This is a genomic window from Pseudomonas sp. Ag1, from assembly GCF_000278565.1.
GTDB lineage: Bacteria > Pseudomonadota > Gammaproteobacteria > Pseudomonadales > Pseudomonadaceae > Aquipseudomonas.
Genome location: NZ_AKVH01000095.1, coordinates 77209 through 103955, shown reverse-complemented (window position 1 = coordinate 103955; position 26747 = coordinate 77209). Strand labels below are relative to the sequence as shown.

Here is a 26747-nt window from a genome sequence, read left to right as displayed (position 1 = left end):
ATGCTCACCTCCAATAACCGGGGAACATGCTGATGCGCCGCTTGAGGGCGAGGGGGAGCTGGCGCTCCAGATGGCCCAGCCGGTAGCCGAGCAATTTGAACGCGCTGCGCACCAGTACTTCGGGTACGCGGTGCAATGCACCGGCTTCGCGTAACGCTCGAAGCTCGGCCAGTACATAGCGTTTACCTTCACCGCCGGCATCGCCAAAAGCCTGGCGGATCCACGGCTCGCGGCCGTAGAAAACGCCAATGTCGAAGTAGCGGTGAAACTCATCCATGAGACGGTAATCGTGGGAGTGATAGACCAGGGCGGTGGCGGCGTAGCGCACCTTGTAGCCTTCCAGCAGCATGCGGGCGGCGACGTAGGCGTCCTCGCTGCCGATCACATCCGCGGGGAAGCCACCGACGGCTTGCAGGGCGCTGCGCCGGTACACCGAAAACGAATCCGAGCTGAAGCAGGTCTTGATCCCCAGCTCCGGCGCATCAGCCAGGCTTTTGCTGCGGCTTTGCGGCGGGTAATTGAAGTGGCGTGACTGGGCGCCCAGCACGCCGGCATCCGGGTGCGGCAACTGGCGGCCGTAAGCGACGCCGTTGAGCGGGTCCAGTTCCAGTTCGCCCACCAGGTTGGCGAACGTCTCGGGTTCGGCGGGGATCGCGTCCTGGGTCATGACGATCAGCGCGTCGCCGTCGACTTGCTCGCTGGCCCAGCGGCGGGTGCCGCCATGGTTGAAGTCCTTGGCATCGATCACTTCGACCCGTGCGCCGAACTCGCGAAAACGCGCCACGGTGTCATCGCTGGAAGCGCTGTCGACCACCAGGGTTTCGTCCGGTTGCAGAGTTTGCATGCGCAGCGCCGGCAGCAGCCGGTCGAGGTGGCTGGAAGCGTTGCGGGTCGGGATGATCAGGGCGGTACGCATCACTTCTTCACTTCGGCCGGAGCCCGGCCGTAGATGTCGTCAAAACGCACAATGTCGTCTTCGCCCAGGTACTCGCCGCTCTGCACCTCGATCATCACCAGGTCGATGATGCCGGGGTTGGTCAGGCGGTGCTTGTGCCCGGCCGGAATGTAGGTGGACTCGTTGGCGTTGATCAGGAATTCACGGTCGCCGTTGGTAATCATCGCCGCGCCGCTGACTACCACCCAGTGCTCGCTGCGGTGATGGTGCATTTGCAGGGACAAGGAGGCCTGGGGCTTGACCACGATGCGCTTGATCTTGAAGCGGCTGCTTTCTTCCAGCACGGTGTAGGTGCCCCACGGCCGGGTGACGGTGCGGTGCAGGCTGAATGCCGGATGGTCCTGGCGCTTGAGCTCGGCGACGATGTAGCGCACGTCCTGGCTGCGCTTGGCGTCGGCAATCAGGATCGCATCCGGGGTGTCGACGACGATCAGGTCGCGCACGCCCACTGCGCCCAACACGCGCTTGGGCGAGTCGATGTAGCAGTTGTGCACGTCATGCAGGATCGCCTGGCCATTGACCTGGTTGCCGTTGGCGTCGCTGGGGGTGAGTTGGCGCACCGCGTCCCAGGAACCGATGTCACTCCAGCCGATGTCGCAGGGCACCACCGCCACTTGCGCGGATTTTTCCATCAGCGCCACGTCGATCGAGATGTCGGGCGCCGCGCCGAAACCTTCAGCGTTCAGCTCGCGCTGACGGCAACTGTTGTTGTTCAGGCTGTAGCCGTGCTCGAGGGCGGCCTTGGCGGCGTCCAGCACGGCGGGGGCGTGCAGCGCCAGTTCCTCCAGCAATGTACCGGCCTTGAAGCAGAACATCCCGGCATTCCACAGGTGCTTGCCGCCGTCCAGGTAGCCCTGGGCGGTGGCCAGGTCGGGCTTCTCGACGAAGCGCTTGACCCGGAACCCCTGGCCCAGCGCCTCGCCTTGTTCGATATAGCCGAAGCCGGTTTCCGGGTGGTCGGGCTGGATGCCGAACGTCACCAGGTAGCCGGCCTCTGCCAGTTCGCGGGCCTGGGTGACGGCATCGGCGAAGGCGCTTTCATCAAGAATCAGATGGTCGGCGGGCAGGATCAGCAACTGCGCCTCGCTGCCGAAGTTTTCCTGTACATGCAGGGCGGCCACGGCGATGGCGGCGGCGGTGTTGCGCCCGAACGGCTCCAGCAACAGGTCAAGGGCCAGATGGGCCTTGTTGACCACGCGGTAGTCATCGAGGGTGCGAAACAGCAGGTCGCGGTTGGTCACCGTCAGCACGCTTTCCACGCCCGGCAGGTGACTGGCCCGCAGGAAGGTCTTCTGCAGCAGGCTCTGGTCATCACGCATGCGCATGAAAGGCTTGGGCATGTTTTGCCGCGACACCGGCCACAGCCGGGTGCCCGAACCACCGGAAATGATGCAGGGAATCAAGCCGTTGAGGGTGTTCATCAATAGACTTCCTTGGTCGAAAGGACGGCCGGGACCGTCATGAAAACGATGTACAAGTCGAACCACACCGACCACTTCGAGATGTACTCCAGGTCGTACTCAACGCGTTTCTGGATCTTGAACAGGGTGTCGGTTTCACCACGATAGCCGTTGATTTGCGCCCAGCCAGTGATGCCCGGTTTTACCCGGTGGCGCGAGCTGTACTCGCTCACGGCAACTTCGTAGGGCACGCCGGCGGCCTTGGTCGCGGTGGCATGCGGGCGCGGGCCGACCATCGACATGTTGCCCAGCAGCACGTTGAACAGCTGCGGCAGCTCATCGATGCTGGTCTTGCGAATGATCCGGCCCACGCGGGTGATGCGCGGGTCGCCGCGGGTGGTCTGGCGGTCGGCGTTGAAGTCGCTCATCTCGGCATACATCGAGCGGAACTTGAACACCCGGATCACGTTGTCGTTGTAGCCAAAACGGTTCTGGCGAAACAGCACCGGGCCCTTGGAATCGAGCTTGATGGCAATCGCCGTGATCAGCATGATCGGCGACAACGCCACCAGGCCCAGGGTCGCCAGAATCAGGTCTTCGCAGCGCTTGATAAACGGCGACCAGCCCCGCAGCGGCACATGGGAGGTGTTGAACATCAGGATGCCGCCCACATCGGTGATGCGGCTGTGGCCATAACGCAGGGCGGCCATGTCGGGCACCAGCATCACGTTGACCGACATCTGCCGCAGGCGCTTCACCAGCCCGTTGATCCGCTGTTCGGCGGCCCAGGGCAGGGTGATCATCACCTGGTTGACCTGCTCGGAGCGGATCAGCTTTTCCAGGTCGCGCGTGTTGCCCAGCAGCGGCAGGTTGCTCAGTTCCTTGGGGATGCGCTCGGTGCGGTCGTCGATAAAACCGATCAGTCCGGAACGGATATCGCCGTTGCGCTGCAAGTGGTCGGCCACGTGCACGGCGGTGTCGGTGAAGCCGAGGATCACCGTGCGTTGCAGGTATTTGCCGCTGGCCATCAGGTTGCGGAACAGGCGCAGCATCACCATCCGCTCCAGCCCGAACAACGCAAGGCTGGTGATAAACCAGAACGCCAGGTTGCGCGGGCTCAACTGCGGGAACATCAGCAGAATCTGGTACATGAACAGCAGGATGCAAAAGGCCGCGGACCAGGCCACCAGCATGGTGCGAAACCGCAGGCGGTTGCTGAACAGCTCCTCGGAGTAAACCCCCATGGCCTGGAACAGAATGATCGTCAGGATCGCGAAAAACAGCAGCAAGCCGAGAAAGTGCGCGCGCAGTTCGGGGGCCATCGGGTCTGGATAAAACAGCAGGATCAGTGCTGGGAAAACGGCGGTGAGGCCGTGCATCAATTTTACGAAAACAACAAAGAACTCAATGAAACCAGCCCGGGTCAAAAACAGGCTGTCGACTGACGACTTCTCGCGCATAAAAACATCCCTCATTGCACACCAGGGCTTCCTTGTTCGGCTGCTCATCCATAAAGGCAGGGCTTGCTTTATAAGTGGCGCCAGACGAACGGTTACTTCGCTGGGTAATACGCAATTACCTATCTATCTGCAGGGAATTTGCGGGGTAATGGCTAAATGATGGTTCCCTTTTCGTCGCTCGTCAAGGTTTTGACTTTTTTATAAGACCTTCGGTCTAGACACGTCAGGTGCTCTTCCGCGTGACAGTTTGTTGACTGTCTTGGTCGGATTTCCGGGTTTTCCCGGAACAAAATGCTGGCGTTTTGGAGTGTAGGAACAAATTTGGGAAATTTCCTGCGGCTGAGGAAAACCTTTTTTTGACGGAGGTCGGATGCGGGGTTTTTCGGGGACAAGCGATGAGTGGTGAGGACGTGAGTCCGTCACCACATTGAGGCGGTACTAACCTTAAAAATTGCCTTTCAAACTGACGGTAAAGTTGCGCGGTTCGCCGTAGAAATTACCCCAGTCGGCCGTTCCCACCGTCTGATAGTAATTTTTGTCGAAGAGATTGTTACCGTTCAGCGCCACCGTCCATGTGTCATCAACCCGGTACGCCAACCGCGCATTCCATACCGCATAACCGGCTTGTTCCAGTTTGATGCCTTGAATTCGGTAGTTGCTGCTCTGGGCGTTGACGCCGGTGCCGACGCTCCATTTCGACAGTGTGCCGTCCAACTGATAATCGCCCCACAAGCGCAGCATGTGTCGCGGCACGTAGCTGTTTGCAACCGCGCCAATGGCGGCGCTGTTGATGTTGTTGAGGTTCTTGGTCTGGGTGTAGGTATAGCCGCCCGCCACTTGCAAGCGTTCCAGCAACTCGCCACTCAACTCGGCTTCGACACCCTGTGCGCGAACCTTGCCAGTGTCGGTGTAGCAATAGCCGTCTGCCGAGGTACCGCACTGGGTGGTGTAGTCGGTTTCGGCGGCGTTTTTCTCGATAGCGCGGAACAATGCCAGCGAGCTGTTGAGGCGCCCCTCAAACCATTCTCCCTTGATGCCCAGTTCGTAGTTTTCGCCGATTTTGGGCTTGAGGGCAGCGCCGGTCACCGTGGCGTTGGAGCTTTGTGGCTGGAAGATATCGGCGTAGCTGGCGTACACCGAAAGGTTGTCGTCGAGGTCATAGATCACCGCGGCGAACGGCGTGACTTCACCGGTTTCCTTGGTGCGTGCGTCCTGCAGGGCCCATTCGCCCCAGGCGAGGTTATTCGACTGGCGGCGGTTTTCGAACCAACTGACGCGACTGCCGAGCACCACCATCAATGGCTCGGCCAGCCTCAGGCGCAAAGTGGCGTAGGTACCGTACTGGGTGGCGGTTTCCTTGACAGTGCCGCCCCGGTACATGTTGGGCCAGAAGGTATCGTTGGCGGGCTGCGGGAAGTGGTGGTTGGGCAGGAAGATACTTTGCCGGTCGGGCAGGCTCCGGATCGCGTAGACGTCGTCCTGGGTGCCACGGCTGCCATTGGCGCCGATGATGAGTTCATGCTGCAAACCGAATGCTTCGAACTTACCGTCCAGGTAGGCATCCAGTCCGAAATCCCGGTGGTCGTAGTCAAACAGCGCGGCGTACATCTCGGCGGTTGGCGCCGGGTCACCGTACTTCACGGTGCCTTGGCTGGCGGCGTATTTGATGTCTTGCAGGTTGCGGCTGTTCACCGCCGTGACCTTGAGTTGCCAGTCGTCGTTGAAGTGGTGGGTGAGGTCGGCAAACAGCGTAGTGCGTTGGCTCTGCCAGTCGTTCCAGGCCTGGCCCAGGCAGGTGGAACGGCTCAGGCCGATGCTCTTGCCGTCGCTGTAGCGCGGCACACCGCCCCAGCAGGGCGTTGCATCGACATCTTCGTAGCTGGCACCGATGCCCAGGGTGGTGTCGGGCGAGAGGTCAACATCCAGTGCGAGGTAGACAGCTTGGTCCTGGCGCTTGGAGACGTCCATGTACGAGCCACGGTTCTGTTGGCTGACCACGGCGCGGCCGCGTACGGTGCCGCTGTCATTGAGCGGGCCGCCGGTATCGACGTCGGCGCGGTAGTTGTCCCAGGTGCCGGCAGACAGCGACAGGCTGGTGGTGGGTTTGTCTTGTGGCCGCTTGCGCACGAAGTTCACCGCACCACTGGCGGTGCCGGCGCCCTTGAGCATACCGGCCGCGCCCTTGAGCACTTCCACCCGGTCATAGATCGCCATGTTGGCGGTGAAGCTGTCGGCCTGTACGTAGTCTTTGCCGATGTCCAACGGCACACCGTCGAACTGGTATTGGCCGAGCATCTTGAAACCACGGGAATAGAAATACTTGCCACCCATAGGTGAGTCGTAGGTGGTGATACCCGGGGTGTGTTCCAGTAATTGATCGATGGTGGTGATGTTCTGGTCGTCGATCAGCTTGCGGGTCATGACGCTGACCGATTGCGGTGTTTCCCGCAGGCTGTGGGCGCCCTTGCCGATGGTCACTGCGCCGGTGGTGTAGGAACCGCTGCCGTCAGTGGTGACGCCGAGGTGTTCGCCGGTCACGGTGGTGGCACCCAGGTTCAGCGCGCCGGTGTCCGCGACTTGCGGCAACAGCAGCCAGGTGTTGTTGCTCTGGCGTTGGGCTTGCAAACCCTGGCCCTGGATCAATTGGCTCAAGGCCTGTTGGCTGTCCAGTGCGCCGTTGAGGCCGGGGCTGGTCTTGCCGGCGACGCTGGTGGCGTCATAGGACAGGCTGATACTCGCCTGGCGCGCAAACTGGTCGAGCACCGTGGCCAATGGGCCGGGTGCAATGTTCCAGTCACGGGCCTGGGTGTCGCTGACAGGCGTTTGCGCCATGACCGCCAGGGGCAGGGCGCTGCCGTTCAGGCAGGCACCGAGCAGGGCGGCGTGCACCGCATGCTTGAGGGGAGAACGCTTGGAGGGGAACGCTTGCATGACCGCGGAATGCTCCTGAAGGAAGTGGACAGAATCGGCCTGTTGATCGGCCTTTCCTTACAGGTCGAGCGAAGATGAGAATTCACCTCATTTATTTTCGGAAGGTCATGCACGAGCGGCGACGGTCACCCAATAACGGCTGCGATAGGTGATGTTCACCGACAGTGCCTGTGCCACCAGGGTCAGGACCTGATCGGTATCGTCCAACTGGTAAGTCCCGGACACACGCAGGCCGGCGACCGCTTCGCTGCAGCGCACCAGCCCAGTGCGGTAACGGCTCAGCTCCGCGAGGAAATCGTCCAGACGCATGTTGTGAGCGCTGATCACACCGTCGCTCCAGGCCCAGGGATCCAGGCCCGTGGTGGCGGGTGGACGCAAGCCGTTTCGATCAAACAGCACCTGCTCGCCGGGCTGTATCACCCCACGTGCGCTGGCCTGATGGCTGTCGGCGAATACCGCGACGCTGCCTTTTTGCACGGCGAGCAAGGTGCCGTGGGGCTCCTCGCGCACCATGAACCGGGTGCCCAAGGCGCGCAGATAACCGTCGCGGGTTTGCACCCAGAAGGGCCGTGGCGCTCTACCGTCGGCGCCCATGTCGATCAGGATTTCACCCTGGCGCAACTGCACCAGACGCCTTTCGGTGTTGAAGACTGTGTCGATGGCGCTGGCACTGTTGAGCTGGATACGGCTGCCATCGTCGAGGGCGACCCAACGCCGCTCTCCGGTGTCGGTGCGGTAATCGGCCAGCAGGCCGGGCAATGGCGTGTAGTCGCGGCCGAACCAAGTCAGCCCTGCGGCACCGGCGAACAGCCCGAGCAACTTCAACCCTTCACGGCGGCTGATGCGTTGGCGGGCACCTTGCAAGGCATGGCGGCCGACCTGTGCCGGCAACTGCGCAAACTCGTCACTCATCGACGAGACCCGTTGCCAGGCCTGCTGGTGATCGCCACTGGTTTCAAGCCAGCGTTCGAAGGCAGCGGTGGTGGCGTCATCGGCAATATTGAACCGCAGCTTGATCATCCACTGGATCGCCTGGTCCACCAATGGCGGATTAGCCTTCGGCATAACGCAACCGATAACAGGCATGCAGTGCCTTGGCCAGGTCGCGCTCCACGGTGGCCTTGGACACCCCCAGGCGCTGGGCGATCTGTTGGCAGGTCAAGCCGTCCAGTTGCGCCAGCAAAAACGCTTCGCGCACCCGTGGCTTGAGTTGGTCCAGCAGGCGGTCGATGCGCTCCAGGCTGTCGAGGATCAGCAGGCGGGTTTCTTCCGACGGCACCTCGACTTGCGGGAAATGCGCGAGACTCTCCAGATAGGCACGCTCCAGTTCGCGGCGGCGATACTGGTCGATCATCAGGCTGCGGGCGATGCTGCTCAGGTAGGCCCGGGGTTGCAGCAAGGCTTGCTGCTTGCGCGCATTGAGCAGGCGCACGAAGGTTTCCTGCGCCAGGTCGGCGGCGTGCTCACGGCAGCCCGTACGCCGGCTCAACCAGCCGCGCAGCCAGGAATGATGGGCATGGTAGAGCTGGCCGATGGCGGCATGATCCAGTGGGTGGTCGCTCGACATGGGCATCCTGGCGCGGGCGTCTTAATTGATAACGGTTCGCATTCTATGCGTTGGCCAGAGGATTGGGCAATCGTTGCCGCGTGGATTTGGCCGGATGCACAAACCCACACAGGCTTGACGGGGTTGCGGCTAAGCCTTGCGCAGGTGCAAACACTCAATCGAGCGGTCGACGGTGGTCTTGGCAATTTCCAGCAAATGCCACACCGCCAGCAACTTTGCCCGCTCGGGGCTTTGCAGCAGTTCGCCGCAGTCGAGGGCGGTGGCCGAGGCGCTGCTGAGCAGGCTGGCGGTGTAGAGCAGGGAGTCTTCGAAGCTCAGGTCTTCGTTGACGGTATGGAAGCCCTGGGAGGGCAGGTAATGTTCGAGGGCGCGATTGAAGGCAGCGCGGTTTTTGAGCAGGTCGATGGGTGGGTCGGGGACGGGTTTATTCATGGTGTAACTCCTTTTCGGTTAAGGAACCGACCCCTTCGCGACTAAACGTAGGGTGGCGGCTGTACGCAGGTTAGTCGACCGGCCGAAAAGGAAAAACCGGCGCACCCGAAGGTGCCCTGCGCACAGCCACCATAAAACCTCATGATGGGACATGCGCCTTTTCGGATCCGGGCGACTAAACCCGATCACTGATGAGCAGTGACGGGGCGAAGACTAGCCACCGGTTCCGGCAGGCACAAGGCCGAAAGATTGTCTCGGAAATGTCCCGCAAATCAAAGGGATTTACCCTGCTGGCCCTTTATTCATATCCGAATTGCCTCGCGAATTTTCCCCAAGGCTATTCTCAACGTCGCCAAGTCAATCGACCCCAGCGCCACCCGCAACGCATGCGGCACATGGGCCGTACAGGCAAACGGCTCGGCACTGGTGACCCGCACACCCTGGCCCTCAAGCGCAGCCACCACTGCATCCGCCCGCAGACCTTCCGGCAACACCAGCCACAGGTAATACGACGCCGGATGCGCAATCACCTCACACCCTCGCAAGACCTCCCGGGCCAGCGCCTGGCGTTGGCGCGCATCCTGGCGCTTGTGCTCTTCCAGTGCATCCACTGCACCGGATTCTATCCAGCGGCACGCCAGGTTCACCGTGAGCGTCGGCGTGCTCCAGGTCGAGACACGGATCGCTTGCTCCAGCGCCGGCACCCACGCCTTGGGCGCGACGATAAATCCCACCCGCAACCCCGACGCCACACTCTTCGAAAGGCCAGACACATACACCGTGCGCAGCGGCGCATAAGTAAACAACGGCTTCGGTGCGGGCTCGGCGAGAAAGGCGTAGGCGCCGTCTTCGATCAGTAGAAAATCGTAGCGTTCAGCCAACGCTGCAAGGCGCTCGCGGTCGGCTTCACCCATCACCGTGCCCAGCGGATTGTGCAACGTGGGCATGCAATAAAAAGCCCGCACCGGGCGCCGTTTGCACAATGCCTCCAGCGCATCCAGATCCGTATGCCCAGCCGGTTGCGGCAGCGGCTCCAGGTCGATGCGCTGGGACTGGGCCAGGGTTTTCAACCCGGGATACGTCAGCGCATCCACCGCCAATACATCCCCCGGTTGCAGCAGCGCCATCAGGCTGACGGCGAGGCCTTGTTGCGCACCGTTGACGATCAGCACTTGCTCGCCACTCACGCGAATCTGCCGATTGCGCAGGTGCCGCGCGGCGGTCTGTCGTTCATGGGCGCGTCCACCCTGCGGCGCGGAATGCAGCAGCGCATCGAGGTCGCCCGAGGCGGCAATGGCACGCAAACCGTCGCGCAGCATCTCGGCCTGGCCCGGCAACGAGGGGTAGTTGAGGCTCAGGTCCACGGTGCCCGGTTGCAGCGGTTGTTGCACCAGGCCCATGCCCCGCAGCAACGTGGTGTCGCGCACAAACGTCCCGCGTCCCGGTTCACCCACCACCAGGCCGCTGGCCTCCAGTTCGCTGTACACCCGCAAGGCAGTGGCGAGGGCGATGCGATGGCTGTTCATCAGGCTACGCAGGGTCGGCAACTGGGTGCCCGGCGGCAACTGTCCGGCGCGAATCCGCGTGGCCAGTTCATCGACGATCAGTTTGTAGCGGACCTGAGCCATGGTGCGTTCCCGTGTAAAGCGTATCTAGATCAATTTTTTGTTTGTATCAGGTGAGCTGATTAATCTACAGGCTTTCCCGGTGGATGGCTTGAGCATGATCGACCTCGCAACCCTGGCTGTGTTCTCTGGCGCAGTCCTGCTGCTGTTGTTATCCCCGGGCCCGAACATGGCCTTCGTCATCAGCCACGGTGTGACCTATGGCTGGCGTGGCGGGGTGGCATCCGGGTTGGGCATCAGCGTGGCGGACCTGCTGCTCACGGCACTGACCGCAACCGGCGTGACCGCTCTGGTCGCCAGCTGGCCGCCGGCCTTCGACCTGATTCGCTACGCCGGGGTGTTGTACCTGCTGTGGCTGGTGTTCAAGACCCTGCAGAAAACGCCCGCCCTGGACACGGCCCACGTCAGCCGCGTGCCGCTGGGCCGGGTGTTTGTGCGGGCCATGCTCAACAGTTTGCTCAACCCCAAGGCGCTGCTGTTTTTCATGGTGTTCCTGCCGCAATTCGTCAGCCCCGAGGCGGGCCCCATCGCGCTGCAACTGGTGCAACTGGGGATGATCCTGACGCTGATCAGCGGTGTGTTTCATGCCGTGCTGGGGATTTTTGGCGGGGCGGTTAGCCGGTTTTTTGCCGGCAAACCGGGGAGCGCAGGCTTACAGAAATGGGGCCTGGCAACCGTGCTGATGGTGCTGGCCGTGCGCTTGGCATTGATGTCTCGCCCGACGTGAAACATCACTCATAAAAGGACGTTACCCATGTATATCGCAGCCTTTATCTACAAGCCCGGCGAACGGGATGACGAGTTCCAGCGCCTCACGAATCTGATCGACGCACTGGCAGCAAGGCTGCCGGGATACGTGGGGGCCGAGTCGTGGCGTTCGGCGGATGGCGGGTTGATCAACGCCAGTTATTACTGGCGTGACGAGGCCTCCATTCGCGCCTTTGCCAGCCACCCGACCCACCTGGAAGCCAAGCGCCTATACCGCCGCTGGTACGGCGGTTATCACGTGGTGATTTCCAAAGTGGAGCGGGCGTATGGGGACGGCACCATCGGGCATCTGGTGCCCGCCGACCGCCACGGACGGGCGAACGCTTAACCCAACCTGGCCGCCGCCCGTGCCACGATTTCAGCCCGGGTCTTGCGCGACTCGGCGGTGCGCTTGCAGGCTTCTTCCAGTACATGCGACGGTGCGGTTTCCGGCCGGCCGGCATTGAACGGCGGCGCCGGGGCGTACTCAATCTGCAACTGCACCAGTTGCGCTGCCGCCTCGCTGTACAGCTCGGCGGCCAGGGTCAGGGCAAAGTCGATCCCGGCGGTAATCCCGCCACCGGTCAACAGGTTGCCGTCACGCACCACGCGCTCCTGCACCGGGATCGCACCGAGCGGTGCGAGCAGGTCGTGGTAGGCCCAGTGAGTGGTCGCGCGACGCCCGCGCAGCAAGCCCGCGGCACCCAGCACCAGGGAGCCGGTGCACACCGATGTCACATAGCGCGCGGTCTGGGCCTGTGTCTTGAGAAACGCCAGGGTCTGCTCATCCTCCATCAATGCCCCGACGCCAGAACCGCCGGGCACGCAAATCACGTCCAGCGTCGGGCACTCGTCATAAGTGATGCTGGGGGTAAACACCAAGCCGGTGCTGGAGGTGACCGGCGCGAGGTCCTTCCACACCAGATGCAGCTTCACATCCGGCAGCGATCCCAACACGTCGTAGGGCCCGGTGAGGTCCAGTTGCTGGATGCCGGGGAACAACAAAAAGCCGATCTGCAAGGTCATGGGGACTGCTCCTGATAAAGGGATGGACGGCTTCACTCTAGTCACCTAGGCTTTGGCGCATACGCCATTGAGCCCACGAATTACGCCAACATGCCCAGAATCATCAACGTACTCGCCTTTCCCAATGTGCAGGTGCTCGACGTCACCGGGCCCTTGCAAGTATTTGCCTCGGCCAATGACCTGGCGCGCCAGCAGGGCTTGCCGTTGCCCTATGCGGTCAGTGTGATCGCCGCGCAGGCCGAGCCGGTGATGACCTCGGCGGGCCTGGCCCTGGTGGCCGAGCCACTGCCGCCTGCCGATGCTCCGTGCGACACACTGGTGATTGCCGGCGGCTGGGGGGTGTACGGTGCCGCCGAAGACCCGGCGCTGGTGGACTGGGTTCGGCAAAAAGCCACCCAGGCCCGACGCATGACTTCGGTGTGCACCGGCGCCTTTCTGCTGGCCGCCAGCGGTTTGCTCGACGGCTGCCGCGTGGTGACCCACTGGACGCGCTGCGAAGAACTCGCGCGCAAGTACCCACAGCTGACGGTGGAGGCCAATCCGATTTTCATCCAGCAGGGCAACCTGTGGACCTCCGCCGGCGTGACCGCCGGTATCGACTTGTGCCTGGCGCTGGTGGAGGAGGACCTGGGTCGCGCCGTGGCCCTGGAAGTGGCGCGGCACCTGGTGGTGTTTCTCAAGCGCCCCGGTGGGCAATCGCAGTTCAGCGTGACGTTGTCCCTGCAAAAGGGCGGTAGCCGTTTTGCGGAGCTGCACGCCTGGATCGCCGAACACCTGAACCTGGATTTGAACGTTGCCACACTGGCCGCCCAGGCAGGCATGAGCGAGCGCAGTTTCGTGCGCCACTACCGCAGCGAGACCGGCCAGACCCCCGCGCGGGCGGTCGAGTTGATTCGCGTGGAGACCGCCCGCCGGCAATTGGCGGACAGCAGCGCGTCGATCAAGCGCATCGCCGTGCACTGCGGCTTTGGCTGCGAAGAAACCATGCGCCGCAGCTTCCTGCGAGCGGTATCGATCACGCCCCAGGCCTATCGTGAACGGTTTTCCTCACCCGGTTGAAGCGAAGCCTGTTTGAACGAATAGGTACGTTTTTGTATCAAGGTGCTATGTTACTCACAGTCCATTGCGCAGTGTCTTGATCCCAGGCCTCTACGTCGCGGTTTTGAACCTTCCCGGCGTGCGCACAGCTCATGAATTCACTACCTCCTGTCCTTGTCGAACTACGTGCGGCGACCGCTGCGCTGCACCGACGCCTCGATACCCGTCTGCCGTTTTCCCGCATGGACCTGGCGTTGTACCGCGAGTTGATGAGCGCCTACTACGGCTTCTATCAACCGCTGGAGCGAGCCCTGGCGCCGTGGGGTGAAATCATCCCTGACCTGGAATGGGGACGGCGCAGCAAAACCCCGTACTTGCAGGCTGATTTGCGGGCGCTGGGCCTGGAAAACCTGCAGATCGATGCCTTGCCGATATGCCCCGAACTGCCCGCCATCACCAACGTGGCCCAGGCCTTGGGCGCCCTCTATGTGCTGGAAGGCGCCACCCTCGGCGGCCAGGTGTTGCGCGACCTGATCGAGATCAAGATTGGCGTGGGCTCCACCAATGGCGGCGCGTTCATGAATGTGTACGGGGCCGAGACCAGCGCCCTGTGGCAGCGCTTTATGGCGTGCCTTGACCCGCTGCGAACCGCGTACGAGCGCGTGGAGGCGGTGAAGGTCGCCGAGTCGACCTTCCTGTGTTTCGAGCAGTGGCTGGACCGCTGCGGGGTGCTGCGATGACCACGGTCGATACGCTGATCGACGATTGCGCCAGCGAGCCCATCCATATCCCCGGCTCGATCCAGCCTCACGGGTTGTTGTTGACGCTGAGCGAACCGGCGCTTGAGGTGCTGCAAGCCAGCAGCAACCTGAGCGTCGCGCTGGGCCTGGACGCGCAACGCCTGTCGGGCCAGGCGCTGGCCAGTGTGCTGGGCAGCGAAGCGGCAGTACAGGTGAGTCGTGCCCTGGCAGACCTGGACGCCTTTGAGGAGGACGTGCATCAACTGACGCTGGATGGCTACGCCTACGACATCCTGCTGCATCGTCATCAAGGCCTGCTGTTTCTCGAACTGGAGCGGAGCCTCACGCTTGAGCACAGCGCTGTGAAGCAGCTGTCCCGAACGCTGCGCCGCTTGCAGTCGGCCAAGACGCTCGACAGCTTGTACCAGATCAGCGTGACCGAGATTCGTAGCCTCACCGGTTATGACCGGGTCACCTTGTACCGCTTCGAGCAGGAAGGCCACGGCAAAGTGATTGGCGAGGCCCTCAGCGACGGCATGCAGCCGTACCTGGGATTATGTTTTCCCGCGTCGGACATCCCGCCCCAGGCACGCGAGCTGTACCGGCTGAACTGGATCCGCGCGATTCCCGACGCCGAGTACCAGCCGGTGCCGATCCTGCCGGCCCTGCGCCCCGACAACGGCCAGCCCCTGGACCTCAGCTTCGCCGTGTTGCGCAGCGTGTCCCCGGTGCACTGCCATTATTTGAAGAACATGGGCGTGCGTTCCTCCATGAGCATTTCGCTGCTCAAGGACGACCAGCTCTGGGGCCTGATCACCTGTGGTCACCGTGAGCCGTTGCGCGTGCCCCATGAACTGCGCACGGCGTGCACCAGCATCGGCCAGTTGTTGTCGATGCAGATCACGTTGCTCCAGGAGCAGCAGGAGCGCCGCCAACAACGTGACAAGGCCGCCATGGTCGAAGAGTTGGTCGCCGCCATGACCGCGGACCAGTGCGATGTGATGGAAAGCCTGTTGCCCTATGCGCAAACGCTGCTGAACCTGACCGCCGCCGGTGGCCTGGCGATACGGGTGGAAGAGCGCCTGCATGTGTTCGGCGTTTGCCCTGCACGTGCTGAAATCCACGCCTTGTACCAGTGGGTGCGCGGACAGGGCAAAGGCGTGGTGTACAGCCATCAATTGTCGGTGGACTTTCCCCCGGCGGCGGCCTACCAGGCCCATGCCAGCGGCCTGTTGGCGTTCTGCCTGCCCAAGCCGGTGGACAACGCGGTGATGTGGTTTCGCCCGGAGGTCCAGTCCTCGGTGGAGTGGAGCGGCCAGCCGGTCAAACATCAGGAACCGGGCAGCACGACCTTGAGCCCGCGCCTGTCGTTTGAGTTGTGGAAGCAGCAGGTCGATGGCAAGGCGCTGTATTGGTCGCTGTCGGAGCTACAGGCGGCGGAGAGCCTGCGGCGCAATGCCCTGGAGCATGACCTGGCGCGCCAGGTGCAACGCGAACATGCTGCGGTGCGGGCGCGTGACGAGCTGGTGGCGGTGGTCTCCCATGACCTGCGCAGCCCGCTGACCATCCTGCTGATGCAATGCGGCATGATGCGCAGCATGGTGCCCGCCGAGGACAACAAGGCGAACCGGCGCCTCTCCACCGCGATTGAAACCATGCAAAACGCCACCGCCCGCATGAACACGCTGCTGGAAGACCTGATCGATATTTCGCGCATCGAGGCCGGGCGCTACAGCGTTTCGCTGCAACGGCTCGATGTGGCGGCAACCCTGGACCAGATCTGTTCGATGTGGCAACCGCTGGCGGCGGCCAAGGGTTTGGACCTGACTTGGCGCTCAGTGGACGGGCTGAGTGCCCAGGCCGACCCGGAGCGCTTGTTCCAGGTGTTTTCCAACTTGCTGGGCAACGCCCTGAAATTCACCCCGGTGGGCGGAGTGATCGAGGTGATTGCCGAGGCGGCGGGGGACGAAGTGCTGTTTCGGGTATGCGACAACGGCATCGGCATCGACCCGGCGCAGTTGCCGTATATCTTCGACCGCTACTGGACCTCACGCGAGGGCAACCCCACCGGCAGCGGGCTGGGGTTGTACATCTCCCACGGCATCGTCGAAGCCCACGGCGGCACCCTGTGGGCTGAAAGCGTGGTGGGGCAGGGCAGCGTGTTCAGCTTCAGGATTTCGGCTGGGGGCTGAGGCTCAGCAGCTCGAAAATCGCCTCAAGGGTTGCCTGGGGCGCCTCCTGGGGAATGTTGTGGCCCACGCCGGCCAACACCTCGCGCCGATAAAACCCGCTGAAATTTTCCAGGTCGTCATCTTCAACCGGAGCCGGACCTACGCCGTCATCAGCGCCGCACAACGAGATGCTCGGTACTGAAATCGGCGGTGGCTGCACCAGGGCCTGCTCGATGCTTTCCAGCGCCGGATCACCCGGTGCGTACATGAAGCGGTGCCGGTAGGAATGGACCACCACCTCGACAAAATCCGGGTTATCAAACGAGGGCGCTGTCTTGCCATACAGGCTCGGCCCTTCGGCCCAGGACGGCGACCAGAGCGCCCACAGCAACTGGCAGAACTCACGCCGGTTGGCGGTCAGTCCGTCGACACCCCGTTGGGTATGAAGGTAAAACTGATACCACAGCCGATGCTCTGTTTCCGGCGCCCGAGGCTTGGTCGACGCAGCGATATCCTGAATGTTGTAGCCATCGCCCGTCACCAGGCCGCGCACCCGTTCAGGCCAAAGCGCCGCAACGATACACGCCGCGCGTCCGCCCCAGTCATAGCCCACCAGCGTGGCTTTTTCGATGGACAGGGCATCCATGAAATCCAGCAAATCCTTGGCCAGCGCTGCTTGTTGGCCGGAGCGCATCACCTGATCGTTGATAAAGCGCGTCGGGCCATAGCCGCGCAGGTATGGCACCAATACCCGGTAGCCACGTGCGGCGACCACCGGGGCGATCTCGTCATAGCCACGAGGGTCGTAGGGGAAGCCATGCAGCAGGATCACCACCTCACCGCCTTCCGGGCCATGGGTTTCGTAAGCGATATCGAGCATGGGCGTGCGGATGTGAAGGGTAGGCATGGAGGCTCCGAGGGTGGAGGGAAAGTGTTGGAACTGTAGACCAAGCGGGTTACCGAGTGTGGTTCGAAAGGCTGCAATTGCTTGACTTGTCTAGACCGGCCTGGCGCAAGCCGATGCAATTACCCCAAGGGTCGCGCACCTGGCACATCCACTCGCCGCCCTCGACTTCCATTGGCCCGCGATACAACGTGGCCTCTAACGTGACTGATGTTTCCGTCGGCGACCAGGCTGGCAGTGACGCCGAGTAATGCGTCGGCAGAGCGCCGATCAATACGAGCCTTGTGGTAACGATGATGTTTGCCAAATAACCTGTGGCGAGGGAGCTTGCTCCCGTTGGGCTGCGCAGCAGCCCCAGGTTTTGTTGACTGTGTTCTTTTAGTTAGATGGCGTTGAGCTTTTTAGGGCCGCTTCGCGCCCCAGCGGGAGCAAGCTCCCTCGCCACAGTGAGGGGCTGACTTAAATCTCTGCGTGGGTGATGACGTGTTTAAAGTGATGCCGCCACAAATCCGCGCCCAGTTTCCCCGAGCGATCCAGCGACGAACCCACGGTCAAATCGCTGATCAGCGTGGGCTGTAATCCGGCATCAAACAACGCAAACCCGGCCGCCAGCACACAGGTATCAGTCTGGATGCCACACACCAACACTCGGTCCGGCGCGAGGCTTTTCAGGTGGCTGATGGTCTCGGGCGTGGGCGCATAGCCGTGTTTGATGAAGATATGGTCAGCGGCGATCAGGCTGTCGTCGTCGGGCGCCGGTTGCCAGCCGAGTTGGCGAGCGAAGGGGGTTATGTTTTCGTCGTGGCGCTCTACGGTGGCCACTGACGGCATGCGACCCAGCAAGGCGTTGATGCCGATTACCAGCCAGTCGGGCGGGGCGAAGGAGGGTTGTACATCGATGATCAGTAGGACTTGGCGCATTGGCATCCTGGTATAGATCGAAGGACCACGCATTGTGCACCGGGTACACCTCGTCTCCAAGTCTGGCGCGGTCATGTGGGAGCAGGCAAGCCAGCTCCCACAAGGTTACTCAATTGCCTTCAGATTGTGCTCGGGCTCAAGGCTGCCAAACCGTCTTCACCCCACTCAACTTTCGGTCCAGGAACGTTGCCGCGCTGATCAGCGCCAAATGGCTCAACGCCTGCGGTGTATTGCCCAAATGCCGTGCCTGGTTATCAAACTCTTCGGCATACAAACCCAGCGGGTTGGCATAGCGCAGCAACTGTTCAAACTCCAGATGCGCCTTCTCCACTTGCCCGGCCCGGGCCAGGCATTCCACGTACCAGAACGAGCACGCTGCAAACGCGCCCTCGGTGCCTTGTAGCCCATCAATCTGGCTGTCGTCGTTGCGATAGCGATAAACCATCCCATCGCGCACCAGGCTTTTCTGGATCGCCTCCAGTGTCGACAACCAGCGCGGGTCGGTCGCCGCAACGAAGCGCACCAGAGGCATCAACAGCATCGAGCCATCCAGCGCGGTGCTGCCGATATGCTGCACGAAGTGGCCGCGTTCTTCGTTCCAGAAGTTGCTCCAGATATCGGCGTAAATCGCCTGGCGGGTCTGGTCCCAACGGGCAAACGGCGCCGGTAGCGAGCGCTTGGACGCCAGGCGGATCGCCCGGTCCAGGGCCACCCAGCACATCAGCCTTGAGTGCAGGAAGTGATGCTGCTCACCGCGCATTTCCCAGATGCCGACGTCTTTGTGGTTCCAGGTTTCGCAGACCTGGTCGGCTACTTCCACCGTGTGTTTCCAGCCCTCGTGGGAGATGGCCTCACCGTATTTGTTGACCAGGTATACCGCGTCCATCAACTCGCCGTAGATATCCAGTTGCACCTGGTCGTACGCCTCGTTGCCGATGCGCACCGGTTGCGCGCCGCCGTGGCCGCTGAGGTGGCTCAGCTCGGTTTCCGGCAGTTCCTGGCGGCCGTCGATGCCGTACAGGATGTTGATTTTCATCGGCTGATCGCAGCAGTCACCCACCCGGCCTTTCAACCAGCGCATGTAGCCGTTGGCTTCCTCGATAAACCCAAGGCGCATGAACGCGTAGACGGTGAACGAGGCGTCGCGGATCCAGGTGTAGCGGTAGTCCCAGTTGCGCTCGCCGCCGGGTGTTTCCGGCAGGCCGAAGGTGGCGGCGGCGAGGATTGCACCGTGTTTGCGCGAGGTCAAAAGCTTCAAGGCCAGGGCCGAACGATTGACCATCTCGCGCCAGCGCCCACGGTAGTTGGATTGGGAAATCCAGCCGCGCCAGAACTTAAGGGTGCGCTCCAGGCACAGGTCGGTGCAGTCGTTTTTGACTCGGGCATCGTCCAGCCCGCCGAGGACAAACTCGGCGCCTTCTTCCTGGCCGAGTTCAAAGGATGCTACGGCAGCGTCGCCATCCAGCTGCAGGGTGTGGCTGCTGGTCAGGCGCAGGCCGGGTTGGTCTGCGGCCTCAAACAATACGTCGCCGTCATCTTGAGTGGCCCGGGTCTGGGCGCGGGCGTAGTCATGACGCACTGCGCAGCGCATATGGATGCTCGCTTTGCCGCTGACCACCCGCACCCGGCGAATCAGGATCGGCAGGTCGTCAACTTCTTCACTGACGGTCAAGAAATCGGTAATTTCCACCACCGCGTCATTACTCAACCAGCGGGTTTGCAGCACGTTGGTGTCGGGCAGGTAGATCTGCTCGCGGCGGGCGTCGGGCAGGTCCGGCGTGAGCTGGAAGATGCCGGCGGCGGGGGAGTCCAGCAATGAGCAAAAGATGGAGGGGCTGTCGAACTCCGGCCAGCAGAAAAAATCGATGCTGCCTTTGTCGTTCACCAGCGCTGCACTGCGCATGTCGCCGATGATGCCGTGGGCATCAATGGCACTTTGTGGTTCGTTTTTCAGATCAACCATTGCCACGAAACTCCGGATAAAGGCTCATGCCGCCATCAATGAACAGGGTGCTGCCCACCACGTAGTCAGAGGCATCACTGGCCAGCCACACCACCGCGTTGGCGACATCTTCGACGTCACCCACGCGGCCATAAGGAATCAACTTGAGCAGTTCCACCTCGGCCGCGCCTTCGGTGGCGGCGCGGTTGATGGCCGTGCGGATCGCCCCCGGCGCAACGCCGTTGATGCGGATGCGCTGCTGGCTGACTTCCTGGGCCAGGGTGCGCATCAGCATTTCCACGCCGCCCTTGGACGCGGCGTAGTTCACGTGCCCGGCCCAGGGAATCACCTGGTGCACCGAACTCATGTGGATAATCTTCCCGGCGGCCCGGGAAACACCTTCGCGGATGCCCTGGCGGTTGAAGATGCGCAACGCGGCGCGGGCGCAGAGGAACTGGCCGGTGAGGTTGACGCCGATCACGGTGTTCCAGTCGTCGAGGGTCATGTCGACGGCAGCGGCGTCTTTCTGCATGCCCGAGTTGGCCACCAGGATGTCCAGGTGCCCGAAGGCATCAAGGGTCTGGGCAAACAGGCGCTCCACATCGGCCTCTTTCGACACGTCGGCGCCAATCGCAATGGCCCGGCCGCCGTTGGCGTTGATCTGCGCCGCCAGTGCTTCAGCGGGCGCCGCCTGGGCGTTGTAGTTCAGTACCACGGCGGCTCCGGCCTCGGCCAGGGCCTTGGCGGCCCCCGCGCCGATTCCTGAACTGGCGCCAGTCACCAGCGCCACTTGTTGCTCCAACGAAATGCGCATTGCCCACCCAACCTTTTTCAGAGTGCCCAACTAGCTGACTGGCGGGGCGGCCTACAAGTTCACCGGCTGTCTGGAATGCGACGATGGCTGTCTATATCTATCGTTTTTGCCACAGGACTTTTCGCTAGAATCGACGCTTGATTGATGCGAGACCTCAGCCGATGAACAGCCCACCCCGCCCGTGGCTTGAAGCCTACGCCGACAACTACCGCAACGATGACGTGGTGCATCCCCATTGCCACGCCCAGGCGCAATTGATCCACGGCGTGTCCGGGGTGATGGTGGTCAGCACCGCCCAGGGCAGTTGGCTGGTGCCGTCCGGGCATGCGTTGTGGGTGCCGGCCGGCACCCCGCATGAGATCCGCATGGCCGGCGAGGTGCATATGCGCACGCTGTTCCTGATGCCCGAGGCCGAGCCGGGGCTGGGGCGCACCTGCCAGGTGATTGAAGTGTCGGCATTGCTGCGGGAGCTGATCGTCGCCGCCACGCAGATTGCCGGGCACCACAGCCCGCGTCTGCAGGCCATGATCGAGTTGATCCGCATGGAACTGCTCGCCGCGCCGGTTGTGGCGATGCACGTGCCGGTGCCCGGCGAAGCACGGCTGGCCAGGCTGTGCACGCATTTCATCCGCAACCCTTCTGACGACAGCAGCCTGGAATCCTGGGCCGACAGCCTGAACATGAGCGCCCGCACCCTGAGCCGGGTGTTCCAGCGGGAGTTGGGCATGAGTTTCGGTGAATGGCGCAAGCGTGCGCGGTTGGCCCTGAGCTTGAAGTTGCTGGCCCAGGGCGTGTCGATCCTGGAGGTGGCGCTGGAGCATGGTTACCAGAGCCCGAGTGCGTTCAGCGCGATGTTTCGCAAGTCGCTGGGTTATCCGCCAAGTCATTTTCGGCCCGGAGTTTAGTGTTGCGTCAGGTAACGCTATTGTCCGTTTAGCGACGATACATGGCCCTGACGCGGGCGAATCGGACAGGCCATCTGCCTAATCTGCAAGGCTCCTTCTTGAGCGAGCCTTGTGATGCACAGCCCTTCTTTTCACCCATGGATGCCCATCGCCCTGTTGAGTGTGCTGGCCGGGTGCACTGGTGTGCCCGGTCAACCGTCGACCGTCACGGCGCAGCCTGCACCGCGGCTCTCCGCCGAGTCGGCGGAGGCGTTGCCCGCCCGTTGGTGGCAGCTGTACCGCGACCCGCAACTGGACGCCCTGGTGGCGCGAGCCCTGCACCAGAACAAAGACCTCGAAGCCGCCGCCGCCCATGTCGATGCGTTGCTGGCGCGGCTGGAACAGGCAGACGGCGAGCGCCTGCCGTCGACTTCCCTGGACTATGGCCTGGCCTACGGTCGCAGCCGCGATGACCAGACGCTGGCCCAGGCGACTAACCGTCATGCCGGTGCCGAATGGAGCCACACCCCTGAGTTTTCCCTGAGCTACACCCTCGATTTGTGGGGCGAGGTGCGTTATCGCATCGCTGCGGCACGGGCGGATGCCCAGGTGGCGCGGGCGCTGGAGGATGAGCTGCGGGTGACGGTGGCCGCGCAGACGGCCCGCGCCTATGCCCAGGCCTGCGTCTATGGTGTGCGCGAACAGGTGCAGGCGCACTCGGTGCAGCTGCTGGAGCAGAGCGTCGCGGTCACGCAGAAGCTGCAAAAGGCCGGCGCGGCCACGCAACTCGACCTGGCGCGCCTGCAAGGGTTGCTGGAAGAAACCCGGGCACCGTTGCCGATGTTCACGGCCCGGCGCAGCAGCGCGCTGTATGAGTTGGCCGTGCTCAGCGGGTTGCCGCCGGAGCAGGTCACGCCACGCAGCTGTACCCAGGCCCCGCAGTTGCAGGCGCCTTTGCCGGTGGACGAGGGTTGGGCACTGCTGCAACGGCGGCCGGACATCCGCCGCGCCGAAGGGCAATTGCGCGCAGCCACCTTGACGGTGGGCCTGTCCCGCGCCGAGCTTTACCCGCGGATCACCTTCGGCGCGATGCTCGGTTCCTCCGCCAGCAGCCTGGGCAAACTCGGGGACCGCTACGCCACGGTGTATTCCGTCGGGCCGCTGGTGTCCTGGCGCTTTCCCAACCGGCAGGTCGCCCAGGCGCGGGTCAGGCAGAGCCAGGCCGAAGCGCGCCAGGCCCTGGCACGGTTTGACGGTACGGTGCTCAACGCACTGAAGCAGGTGGAGCAGGCCATGGCCCTGTACCAGGGCGAACAGCAGCGTGGGCAGGCCCTGGCCGCCGCCCTGGACAACAACCGCCGCGCCTTCGACCTGGCCTCCCGCGGCTACCATTCCGGCGCGCTGGATGCCCTGCAACTGCTGGACAGCGAACGCAGCCTGGTGGGCCTTGAAGCCCGCGTGGCCGAGTCCGACCTGCGCTTGATCAACCGCCAGATCGACCTGTTCCAGGCCCTCGGTGGCGGCTGGCAGCGTGACGATCCAACCGCCCCCTTATCTGTCGCTGTCAATGGAGCCAAACCATGAACCAGGCTGTTGAACCCATTCGCCTGACCGTTATGCAACGTCATCGTCGCGCCCTGGTGACCACGGCTTCCCTCGCGACGCTGGTGGGGCTGGCAACCTTTGCCGGGTACTGGTGGCAATGGGGGCGTTTTCTTGAAGAAACCGACGATGCCTATGTGCGCGCTGATTGGGTCGCTATCAGCCCGCGAATTGCCGGGTATGTAGCCCAGGTGCTGGTGGAAGATAACCAGCCGGTCAAGGCCGGGGATGTGCTGGTGCGTATCGATGAGCGGGATTTCACCGAGCGTCTGAACAGCGCCCAGGCGCAACTGCAACAGGCGCAAGCAGCAGCGAGCGCACAGCAGGCATCGGTGCAAACCCTCGACGCGCAAATGGGCGAGCAACAGCAACGCATCGCCCAGGCCCGGGCGGAACTGAGCAGTGGCGAGGCCGAAGCCCGGCGCGCGCGGCTCGATTACCAGCGTTATCGTGAATTGGTCGCGCAACAGGTGGCCAGCGCCCAGCACCTGGAAACTGTCAGCGCCAGCCAGGCCAAGGCCCAGGCGGCCCTGGCCCAGGCGAGCGCCCAGGTCGCGCGGCAGCAGGCGCAGTTGCAGGTCTTGCAGGCACGCCGGCAACAGGCGCAGGCGCAAATCGTCGAGCATCAGGCACGCATCGGCGAGGCCCAGGCCAACCTCGCGCTGGCCCGCAATGCGTTGAAGGACACCGAGATCCGCGCGCCTTTTGACGGCGTGGTGGGCCAGCGCAAGGTCCGGCGCCAGCAATACGTGATGCCCGGCCTGCCGCTGTTGGCTGTGGTGCCGGTGGAGCAGGCCTATGTGATTGCCAACTACAAGGAAACCCAGTTGCAGCACATGGCGCCGGGGCAGTCGGTGGAAATCGCGGTGGACAGTTTTGCCGGCGCACATTGGCACGGCAAAGTGGAAAGCATCGCCCCCGGCTCCGGTGCCGTGTTCGCGCTGTTGCCGCCGGACAACGCCACCGGCAACTTCACCAAGATCGTCCAGCGGTTTCCGGTAAAGATTCGCCTGGAACCCGGTGAGTCGCGGGTGCTGCCGGGCATGTCGGTGATTGCCACGGTTGATACCCGCCCTGCCGCCAGCCAGGAGCACGTCCATGGAGGCTGAAGGGCGTGTGCCGTTTCGCGCCTGGGTCGCGGTGATCGGCGGGCTGTTCGGCTGCTTCATGGCCGGGATGAACGTGCACGTCACCAGCGCCGCACTACCGGAAATCGAAGGTGCACTGGGCGCGACGTTTGAGGAGGGTTCGTGGATTTCCACCGCTTACCTGGTGGCGGAGATCATCATGATTCCCCTCACCGCGTGGCTGGTGCAGGTGTTTTCCCTGCGCCGGGTGATGCTGTGGGGCTCGGGGATATTCCTGGTGGCCTCGGTGGCGTGTTCGCTGTCGCCCAACCTGCAAGTGATGATCCTGATCCGGGTGGTGCAGGGCGCGGCCGGGGCGGTGCTGATTCCCTTGTCATTCCAACTGATCATCACCGAGCTGCCGCCCAGCAAGATCCCGCTGGGCATGGCCTTGTTCAGCCTGGCCAACAGTGTGGCCCAGGCCGCCGGGCCGTCGATTGGCGGCTGGCTGACCGATGCCTATTCCTGGCGCTGGATCTTCTACCTGCAACTGTTCCCGGGGATCGCGTTGCTGGCGGCGGTGGCCTGGTCCATTGACCGCCAGCCGATGCAGCTGGGCCTGCTGCGCCAGGGCGACTGGCTGGGTATCGGCTGCATGGTGCTGGGCCTGGGTGCGTTGCAGATCGTGCTGGAGGAGGGCGGGCGCAAGGACTGGTTCGGCTCGCCCTTTATCGTGTGGATGACACTGCTGGCGGTGGTGGGCCTGATCGGCTTCGTTGCCCGGCAATTATGGGGCGCGCACGCCTTTATCAACCTGCGACTGTTGGGCCACTACAACTTTGGGGTGGCCAGCGTGGCGATGTTTATCTTCGGCGCCAGTACCTATGGCCTGGTGTTCCTGGTGCCCAACTACCTGTCGCAATTGCAGCACTACAACGCCAGCGAAATTGGCGTGAGCCTGATCGCGTATGGTCTGGTGCAACTGATCATGGCGCCGTTTTTGCCGCGCCTGATGAAGTGGGTCAGCGCCAAAATGCTGGTGGCTTCGGGGTTCGCGATCATGGCTTTGGGCTGCTGGATGGGTGCGCACTTGTCGGCGGACAGCGCCAGCAATGTGATCGTGCCCTCGATCGTGGTGCGCGGCATGGGCCAGCCGCTGATCATGGTGGCGTTGTCGGTGCTGGCGGTGCACGGCCTGGCCAAGGCGCAGGCGGGGTCGGCGTCGGCGGTGTTCTCGATGCTGCGCAACCTGGGGGGCGCGGTCGGCACGGCGCTGCTGGCGCAATTGGTGGTGGTGCGCGAGCGGGTGCATTCGGCGCGTATTGGCGAGTCGGTGACGCTGTTTGACCCGGCCTTGCAACAGCAGCTTCCCGGTGGCGGGGTGCTGCAGGATCAATTGCCGGAACATCAGGTGGTGCTGAACCTGCTGGACCAGAGTGTTCGTCATCAAGCGTTTTTGATGGCTTACAGTGATGCGTTCTTTCTGGCGTGCGTGGCGTTGGCGGCGTGTGGGGTGGCGGCGTTGATGTTGCGGCGTATCTAGGGGCAGTGCTGTGGGTGACTTTCCGGCGTTCGGCCAGCGTGGTTTAACGGGACGCTTAAGGTCAAGAACACAGCGGCCTCCCGGCCGCCTTGAGTGGGGCACGGTCAAAAATGTGGGAGCGGGCTTGCTCGCGAAGGACGTTAACGATGACGTTGGCGTCCTGAATGAACGCGGCGGCCTCCCGTTTTTCGCCGGCAAGCCGGCTCCTACAGAAAAGCAGCGCTGCTTTTGATCTTGATCTGACTGTCTCATTCAGCCCGGCGCGGGTGAGCAACCGTGTCGAATCGCAAGCCATTTCAGCGAACGACATTGGGCTTCAACCCGCGCAACAACAACTCCAGCCCTTGCAAGGCTTCTTCCAGCCGCGCCCCCGGGTGTTCATCCTGAGCGATCCACAGCGATGCGCTCACCAGGCTGCCATTGATCAGCCTCGCCAGCGCCTGGCTGCACGCCTGCTCGATGAGGCCCGCTTGCATCAGGTCATCGAGCAGCTGGCGCAGCGAGTCCACGCATTGCTGCTGGTCGGTGGCGCCCAGCACCGCCGGGGCATCCTGCAATACGATGCGCTGGACCTCGGGATCCTGAGCCATACGCAAATAAACCCGACAGCGCTCGCAAAACCCTTCCCAAGGATTATCAGCCTGTTCCGAGATACGCTGCAGGCTCGCATCCATTTCACCGTCGAGCTGCGCAACCACCGCCGCCAGCAAGCCTTTCTTGTCGCCAAAATGATGGTACAACACACCCCGGGTCAGGCCGGCGCGAGCGGTGAAATCGTCCATTGACGTCTGGGCGTAGCCTTGTGTGGCGAAGGCCTGGCGGGCGCTGGCGATCAGGCGGGCGCGGGTGTCTTCGATCATGTCGGCACGGGCTCGGCTCATGGGTAAGGCTCACAATAGGTGATTGACATACGACGCGTATGTTACGCATGATTTGTCACATACGCACCGTATGTATTTTGCCCCGAAAACCTCGAAT

The 26747-nt window shown here is 62.8% G+C and carries 24 protein-coding genes; 10 read left to right on the top strand and 14 right to left on the bottom strand.

Annotation, left to right across the window (positions count from 1 at the left end):
- Nucleotides 1–4 precede the first annotated feature (4 nt).
- From A462_RS18485 to A462_RS18520, 8 genes are all read right to left on the bottom strand, one after another.
- A complete protein-coding gene (locus tag A462_RS18485) occupies nucleotides 5–916 on the bottom strand; it encodes a glycosyltransferase family 2 protein (protein WP_008434557.1) in 912 nt (303 codons plus the stop codon).
- Complete coding sequence (locus A462_RS18490; RefSeq protein ID WP_008434555.1) at nucleotides 916–2376, bottom strand: mannose-1-phosphate guanylyltransferase/mannose-6-phosphate isomerase; 1461 nt, start codon at nucleotides 2374–2376, stop codon at nucleotides 916–918. The genes A462_RS18485 and A462_RS18490 overlap by 1 nt, the downstream gene beginning before the upstream one ends.
- Nucleotides 2376–3815 carry an undecaprenyl-phosphate glucose phosphotransferase gene (locus A462_RS18495; protein ID WP_008434553.1) on the bottom strand — a complete coding sequence of 480 codons (1440 nt, stop codon included), beginning with the start codon at nucleotides 3813–3815 and terminating at the stop codon, nucleotides 2376–2378. The genes A462_RS18490 and A462_RS18495 overlap by 1 nt, the downstream gene beginning before the upstream one ends.
- Before the next feature lie 444 nt (nucleotides 3816–4259).
- Nucleotides 4260–6746: a TonB-dependent siderophore receptor gene (locus A462_RS18500; protein WP_008434551.1), complete on the bottom strand. Its 2487-nt coding sequence runs from the start codon at nucleotides 6744–6746 to the stop codon at nucleotides 4260–4262.
- A gap of 105 nt (nucleotides 6747–6851) precedes the next feature.
- Entirely contained in the window at nucleotides 6852–7811 is a 960-nt protein-coding gene (locus A462_RS18505) for a FecR domain-containing protein (RefSeq protein WP_032899298.1), read from the bottom strand.
- Nucleotides 7798–8313 (bottom strand): sigma-70 family RNA polymerase sigma factor, encoded by a 516-nt coding sequence (locus tag A462_RS18510; protein WP_003208199.1) that lies wholly within the window; start codon nucleotides 8311–8313, stop codon nucleotides 7798–7800. The genes A462_RS18505 and A462_RS18510 overlap by 14 nt, the downstream gene beginning before the upstream one ends.
- 129 nt (nucleotides 8314–8442) lie before the next feature.
- Nucleotides 8443–8745, bottom strand: coding sequence for a DUF6124 family protein (locus A462_RS18515; RefSeq protein ID WP_003208197.1), 303 nt, complete (start codon nucleotides 8743–8745; stop codon nucleotides 8443–8445).
- 302 nt (nucleotides 8746–9047) lie between these two features.
- The gene (locus tag A462_RS18520) at nucleotides 9048–10373 is read right to left on the bottom strand and encodes an aminotransferase-like domain-containing protein (protein WP_008434545.1); all 1326 of its coding nucleotides are present in this window, start codon (nucleotides 10371–10373) and stop codon (nucleotides 9048–9050) included.
- A 94-nt stretch (nucleotides 10374–10467) separates the two neighbouring features.
- Between A462_RS18520 and A462_RS18525 the strand changes: the two genes are divergently transcribed.
- Both A462_RS18525 and A462_RS18530 read left to right on the top strand, forming a co-directional pair.
- Nucleotides 10468–11097 carry a LysE family translocator gene (locus A462_RS18525; protein ID WP_008434543.1) on the top strand — a complete coding sequence of 210 codons (630 nt, stop codon included), beginning with the start codon at nucleotides 10468–10470 and terminating at the stop codon, nucleotides 11095–11097.
- Between the two features lie 27 nt (nucleotides 11098–11124).
- Nucleotides 11125–11466 carry an antibiotic biosynthesis monooxygenase family protein gene (locus tag A462_RS18530; RefSeq protein WP_003208192.1) on the top strand — a complete coding sequence of 114 codons (342 nt, stop codon included), beginning with the start codon at nucleotides 11125–11127 and terminating at the stop codon, nucleotides 11464–11466.
- Here the strand turns inward: A462_RS18530 and inhA are convergent.
- On the bottom strand, nucleotides 11463–12143 hold the full coding sequence (inhA, locus tag A462_RS18535; RefSeq protein WP_008434540.1) for an isonitrile hydratase: 681 nt from the start codon (nucleotides 12141–12143) through the stop codon (nucleotides 11463–11465). The genes A462_RS18530 and inhA overlap by 4 nt on opposite strands.
- 90 nt (nucleotides 12144–12233) lie before the next feature.
- Between inhA and A462_RS18540 the strand changes: the two genes are divergently transcribed.
- From A462_RS18540 to A462_RS18550, 3 genes are all read left to right on the top strand, one after another.
- The gene (locus A462_RS18540; RefSeq protein WP_008434539.1) at nucleotides 12234–13202 is read left to right on the top strand and encodes a GlxA family transcriptional regulator; all 969 of its coding nucleotides are present in this window, start codon (nucleotides 12234–12236) and stop codon (nucleotides 13200–13202) included.
- 131 nt (nucleotides 13203–13333) lie between these two features.
- Nucleotides 13334–13921 (top strand): biliverdin-producing heme oxygenase, encoded by a 588-nt coding sequence (locus tag A462_RS18545; protein WP_032899296.1) that lies wholly within the window; start codon nucleotides 13334–13336, stop codon nucleotides 13919–13921.
- Nucleotides 13918–16113: an ATP-binding protein gene (locus A462_RS18550; protein WP_008434535.1), complete on the top strand. Its 2196-nt coding sequence runs from the start codon at nucleotides 13918–13920 to the stop codon at nucleotides 16111–16113. Before A462_RS18545 ends, A462_RS18550 begins: the two co-directional genes overlap by 4 nt.
- Here A462_RS18550 and A462_RS18555 read toward each other — a convergent pair.
- Nucleotides 16091–16999, bottom strand: a complete 909-nt coding sequence (locus A462_RS18555; RefSeq protein WP_032899294.1) for an alpha/beta fold hydrolase — start codon at nucleotides 16997–16999, stop codon at nucleotides 16091–16093. The two genes, A462_RS18550 and A462_RS18555, sit on opposite strands and share 23 nt — an antisense overlap.
- A gap of 113 nt (nucleotides 17000–17112) precedes the next feature.
- On the opposite strand from A462_RS18555, the gene A462_RS35060 reads away from it, so the two are divergent.
- Nucleotides 17113–17247 carry a hypothetical protein gene (locus tag A462_RS35060; RefSeq protein WP_274517799.1) on the top strand — a complete coding sequence of 45 codons (135 nt, stop codon included), beginning with the start codon at nucleotides 17113–17115 and terminating at the stop codon, nucleotides 17245–17247.
- Nucleotides 17248–17455: 208 nt separating this feature from the next.
- Here A462_RS35060 and A462_RS18560 read toward each other — a convergent pair whose 3' ends face one another.
- From A462_RS18560 to A462_RS18570, 3 genes are all read right to left on the bottom strand, one after another.
- Nucleotides 17456–17917: a cysteine hydrolase family protein gene (locus A462_RS18560; RefSeq protein ID WP_008434533.1), complete on the bottom strand. Its 462-nt coding sequence runs from the start codon at nucleotides 17915–17917 to the stop codon at nucleotides 17456–17458.
- Between the two features lie 136 nt (nucleotides 17918–18053).
- The gene (locus tag A462_RS18565) at nucleotides 18054–19880 is read right to left on the bottom strand and encodes a glycoside hydrolase family 15 protein (RefSeq protein ID WP_008434531.1); all 1827 of its coding nucleotides are present in this window, start codon (nucleotides 19878–19880) and stop codon (nucleotides 18054–18056) included.
- Complete coding sequence (locus tag A462_RS18570; protein WP_003208175.1) at nucleotides 19873–20673, bottom strand: glucose 1-dehydrogenase; 801 nt, start codon at nucleotides 20671–20673, stop codon at nucleotides 19873–19875. Before A462_RS18570 ends, A462_RS18565 begins: the two co-directional genes overlap by 8 nt.
- 161 nt (nucleotides 20674–20834) lie before the next feature.
- Here A462_RS18570 and A462_RS18575 point away from each other — a divergent pair, with 161 nt between their 5' ends.
- From A462_RS18575 to A462_RS18590, 4 genes are all read left to right on the top strand, one after another.
- Nucleotides 20835–21578 (top strand): AraC family transcriptional regulator, encoded by a 744-nt coding sequence (locus A462_RS18575; protein WP_003208174.1) that lies wholly within the window; start codon nucleotides 20835–20837, stop codon nucleotides 21576–21578.
- A 114-nt stretch (nucleotides 21579–21692) separates the two neighbouring features.
- Nucleotides 21693–23141, top strand: a complete 1449-nt coding sequence (locus A462_RS18580; protein WP_008434526.1) for an efflux transporter outer membrane subunit — start codon at nucleotides 21693–21695, stop codon at nucleotides 23139–23141.
- A complete protein-coding gene (locus A462_RS18585; protein ID WP_003208172.1) occupies nucleotides 23138–24268 on the top strand; it encodes an HlyD family secretion protein in 1131 nt (376 codons plus the stop codon). Before A462_RS18580 ends, A462_RS18585 begins: the two co-directional genes overlap by 4 nt.
- Complete coding sequence (locus A462_RS18590; RefSeq protein WP_003208170.1) at nucleotides 24258–25769, top strand: MDR family MFS transporter; 1512 nt, start codon at nucleotides 24258–24260, stop codon at nucleotides 25767–25769. The genes A462_RS18585 and A462_RS18590 overlap by 11 nt, the downstream gene beginning before the upstream one ends.
- 296 nt (nucleotides 25770–26065) lie before the next feature.
- On the opposite strand, the gene A462_RS18600 is transcribed toward A462_RS18590, so the two are convergent.
- Complete coding sequence (locus A462_RS18600) at nucleotides 26066–26650, bottom strand: TetR/AcrR family transcriptional regulator (protein ID WP_008434522.1); 585 nt, start codon at nucleotides 26648–26650, stop codon at nucleotides 26066–26068.
- Between the last annotated feature and the right edge of the window lie 97 nt (nucleotides 26651–26747).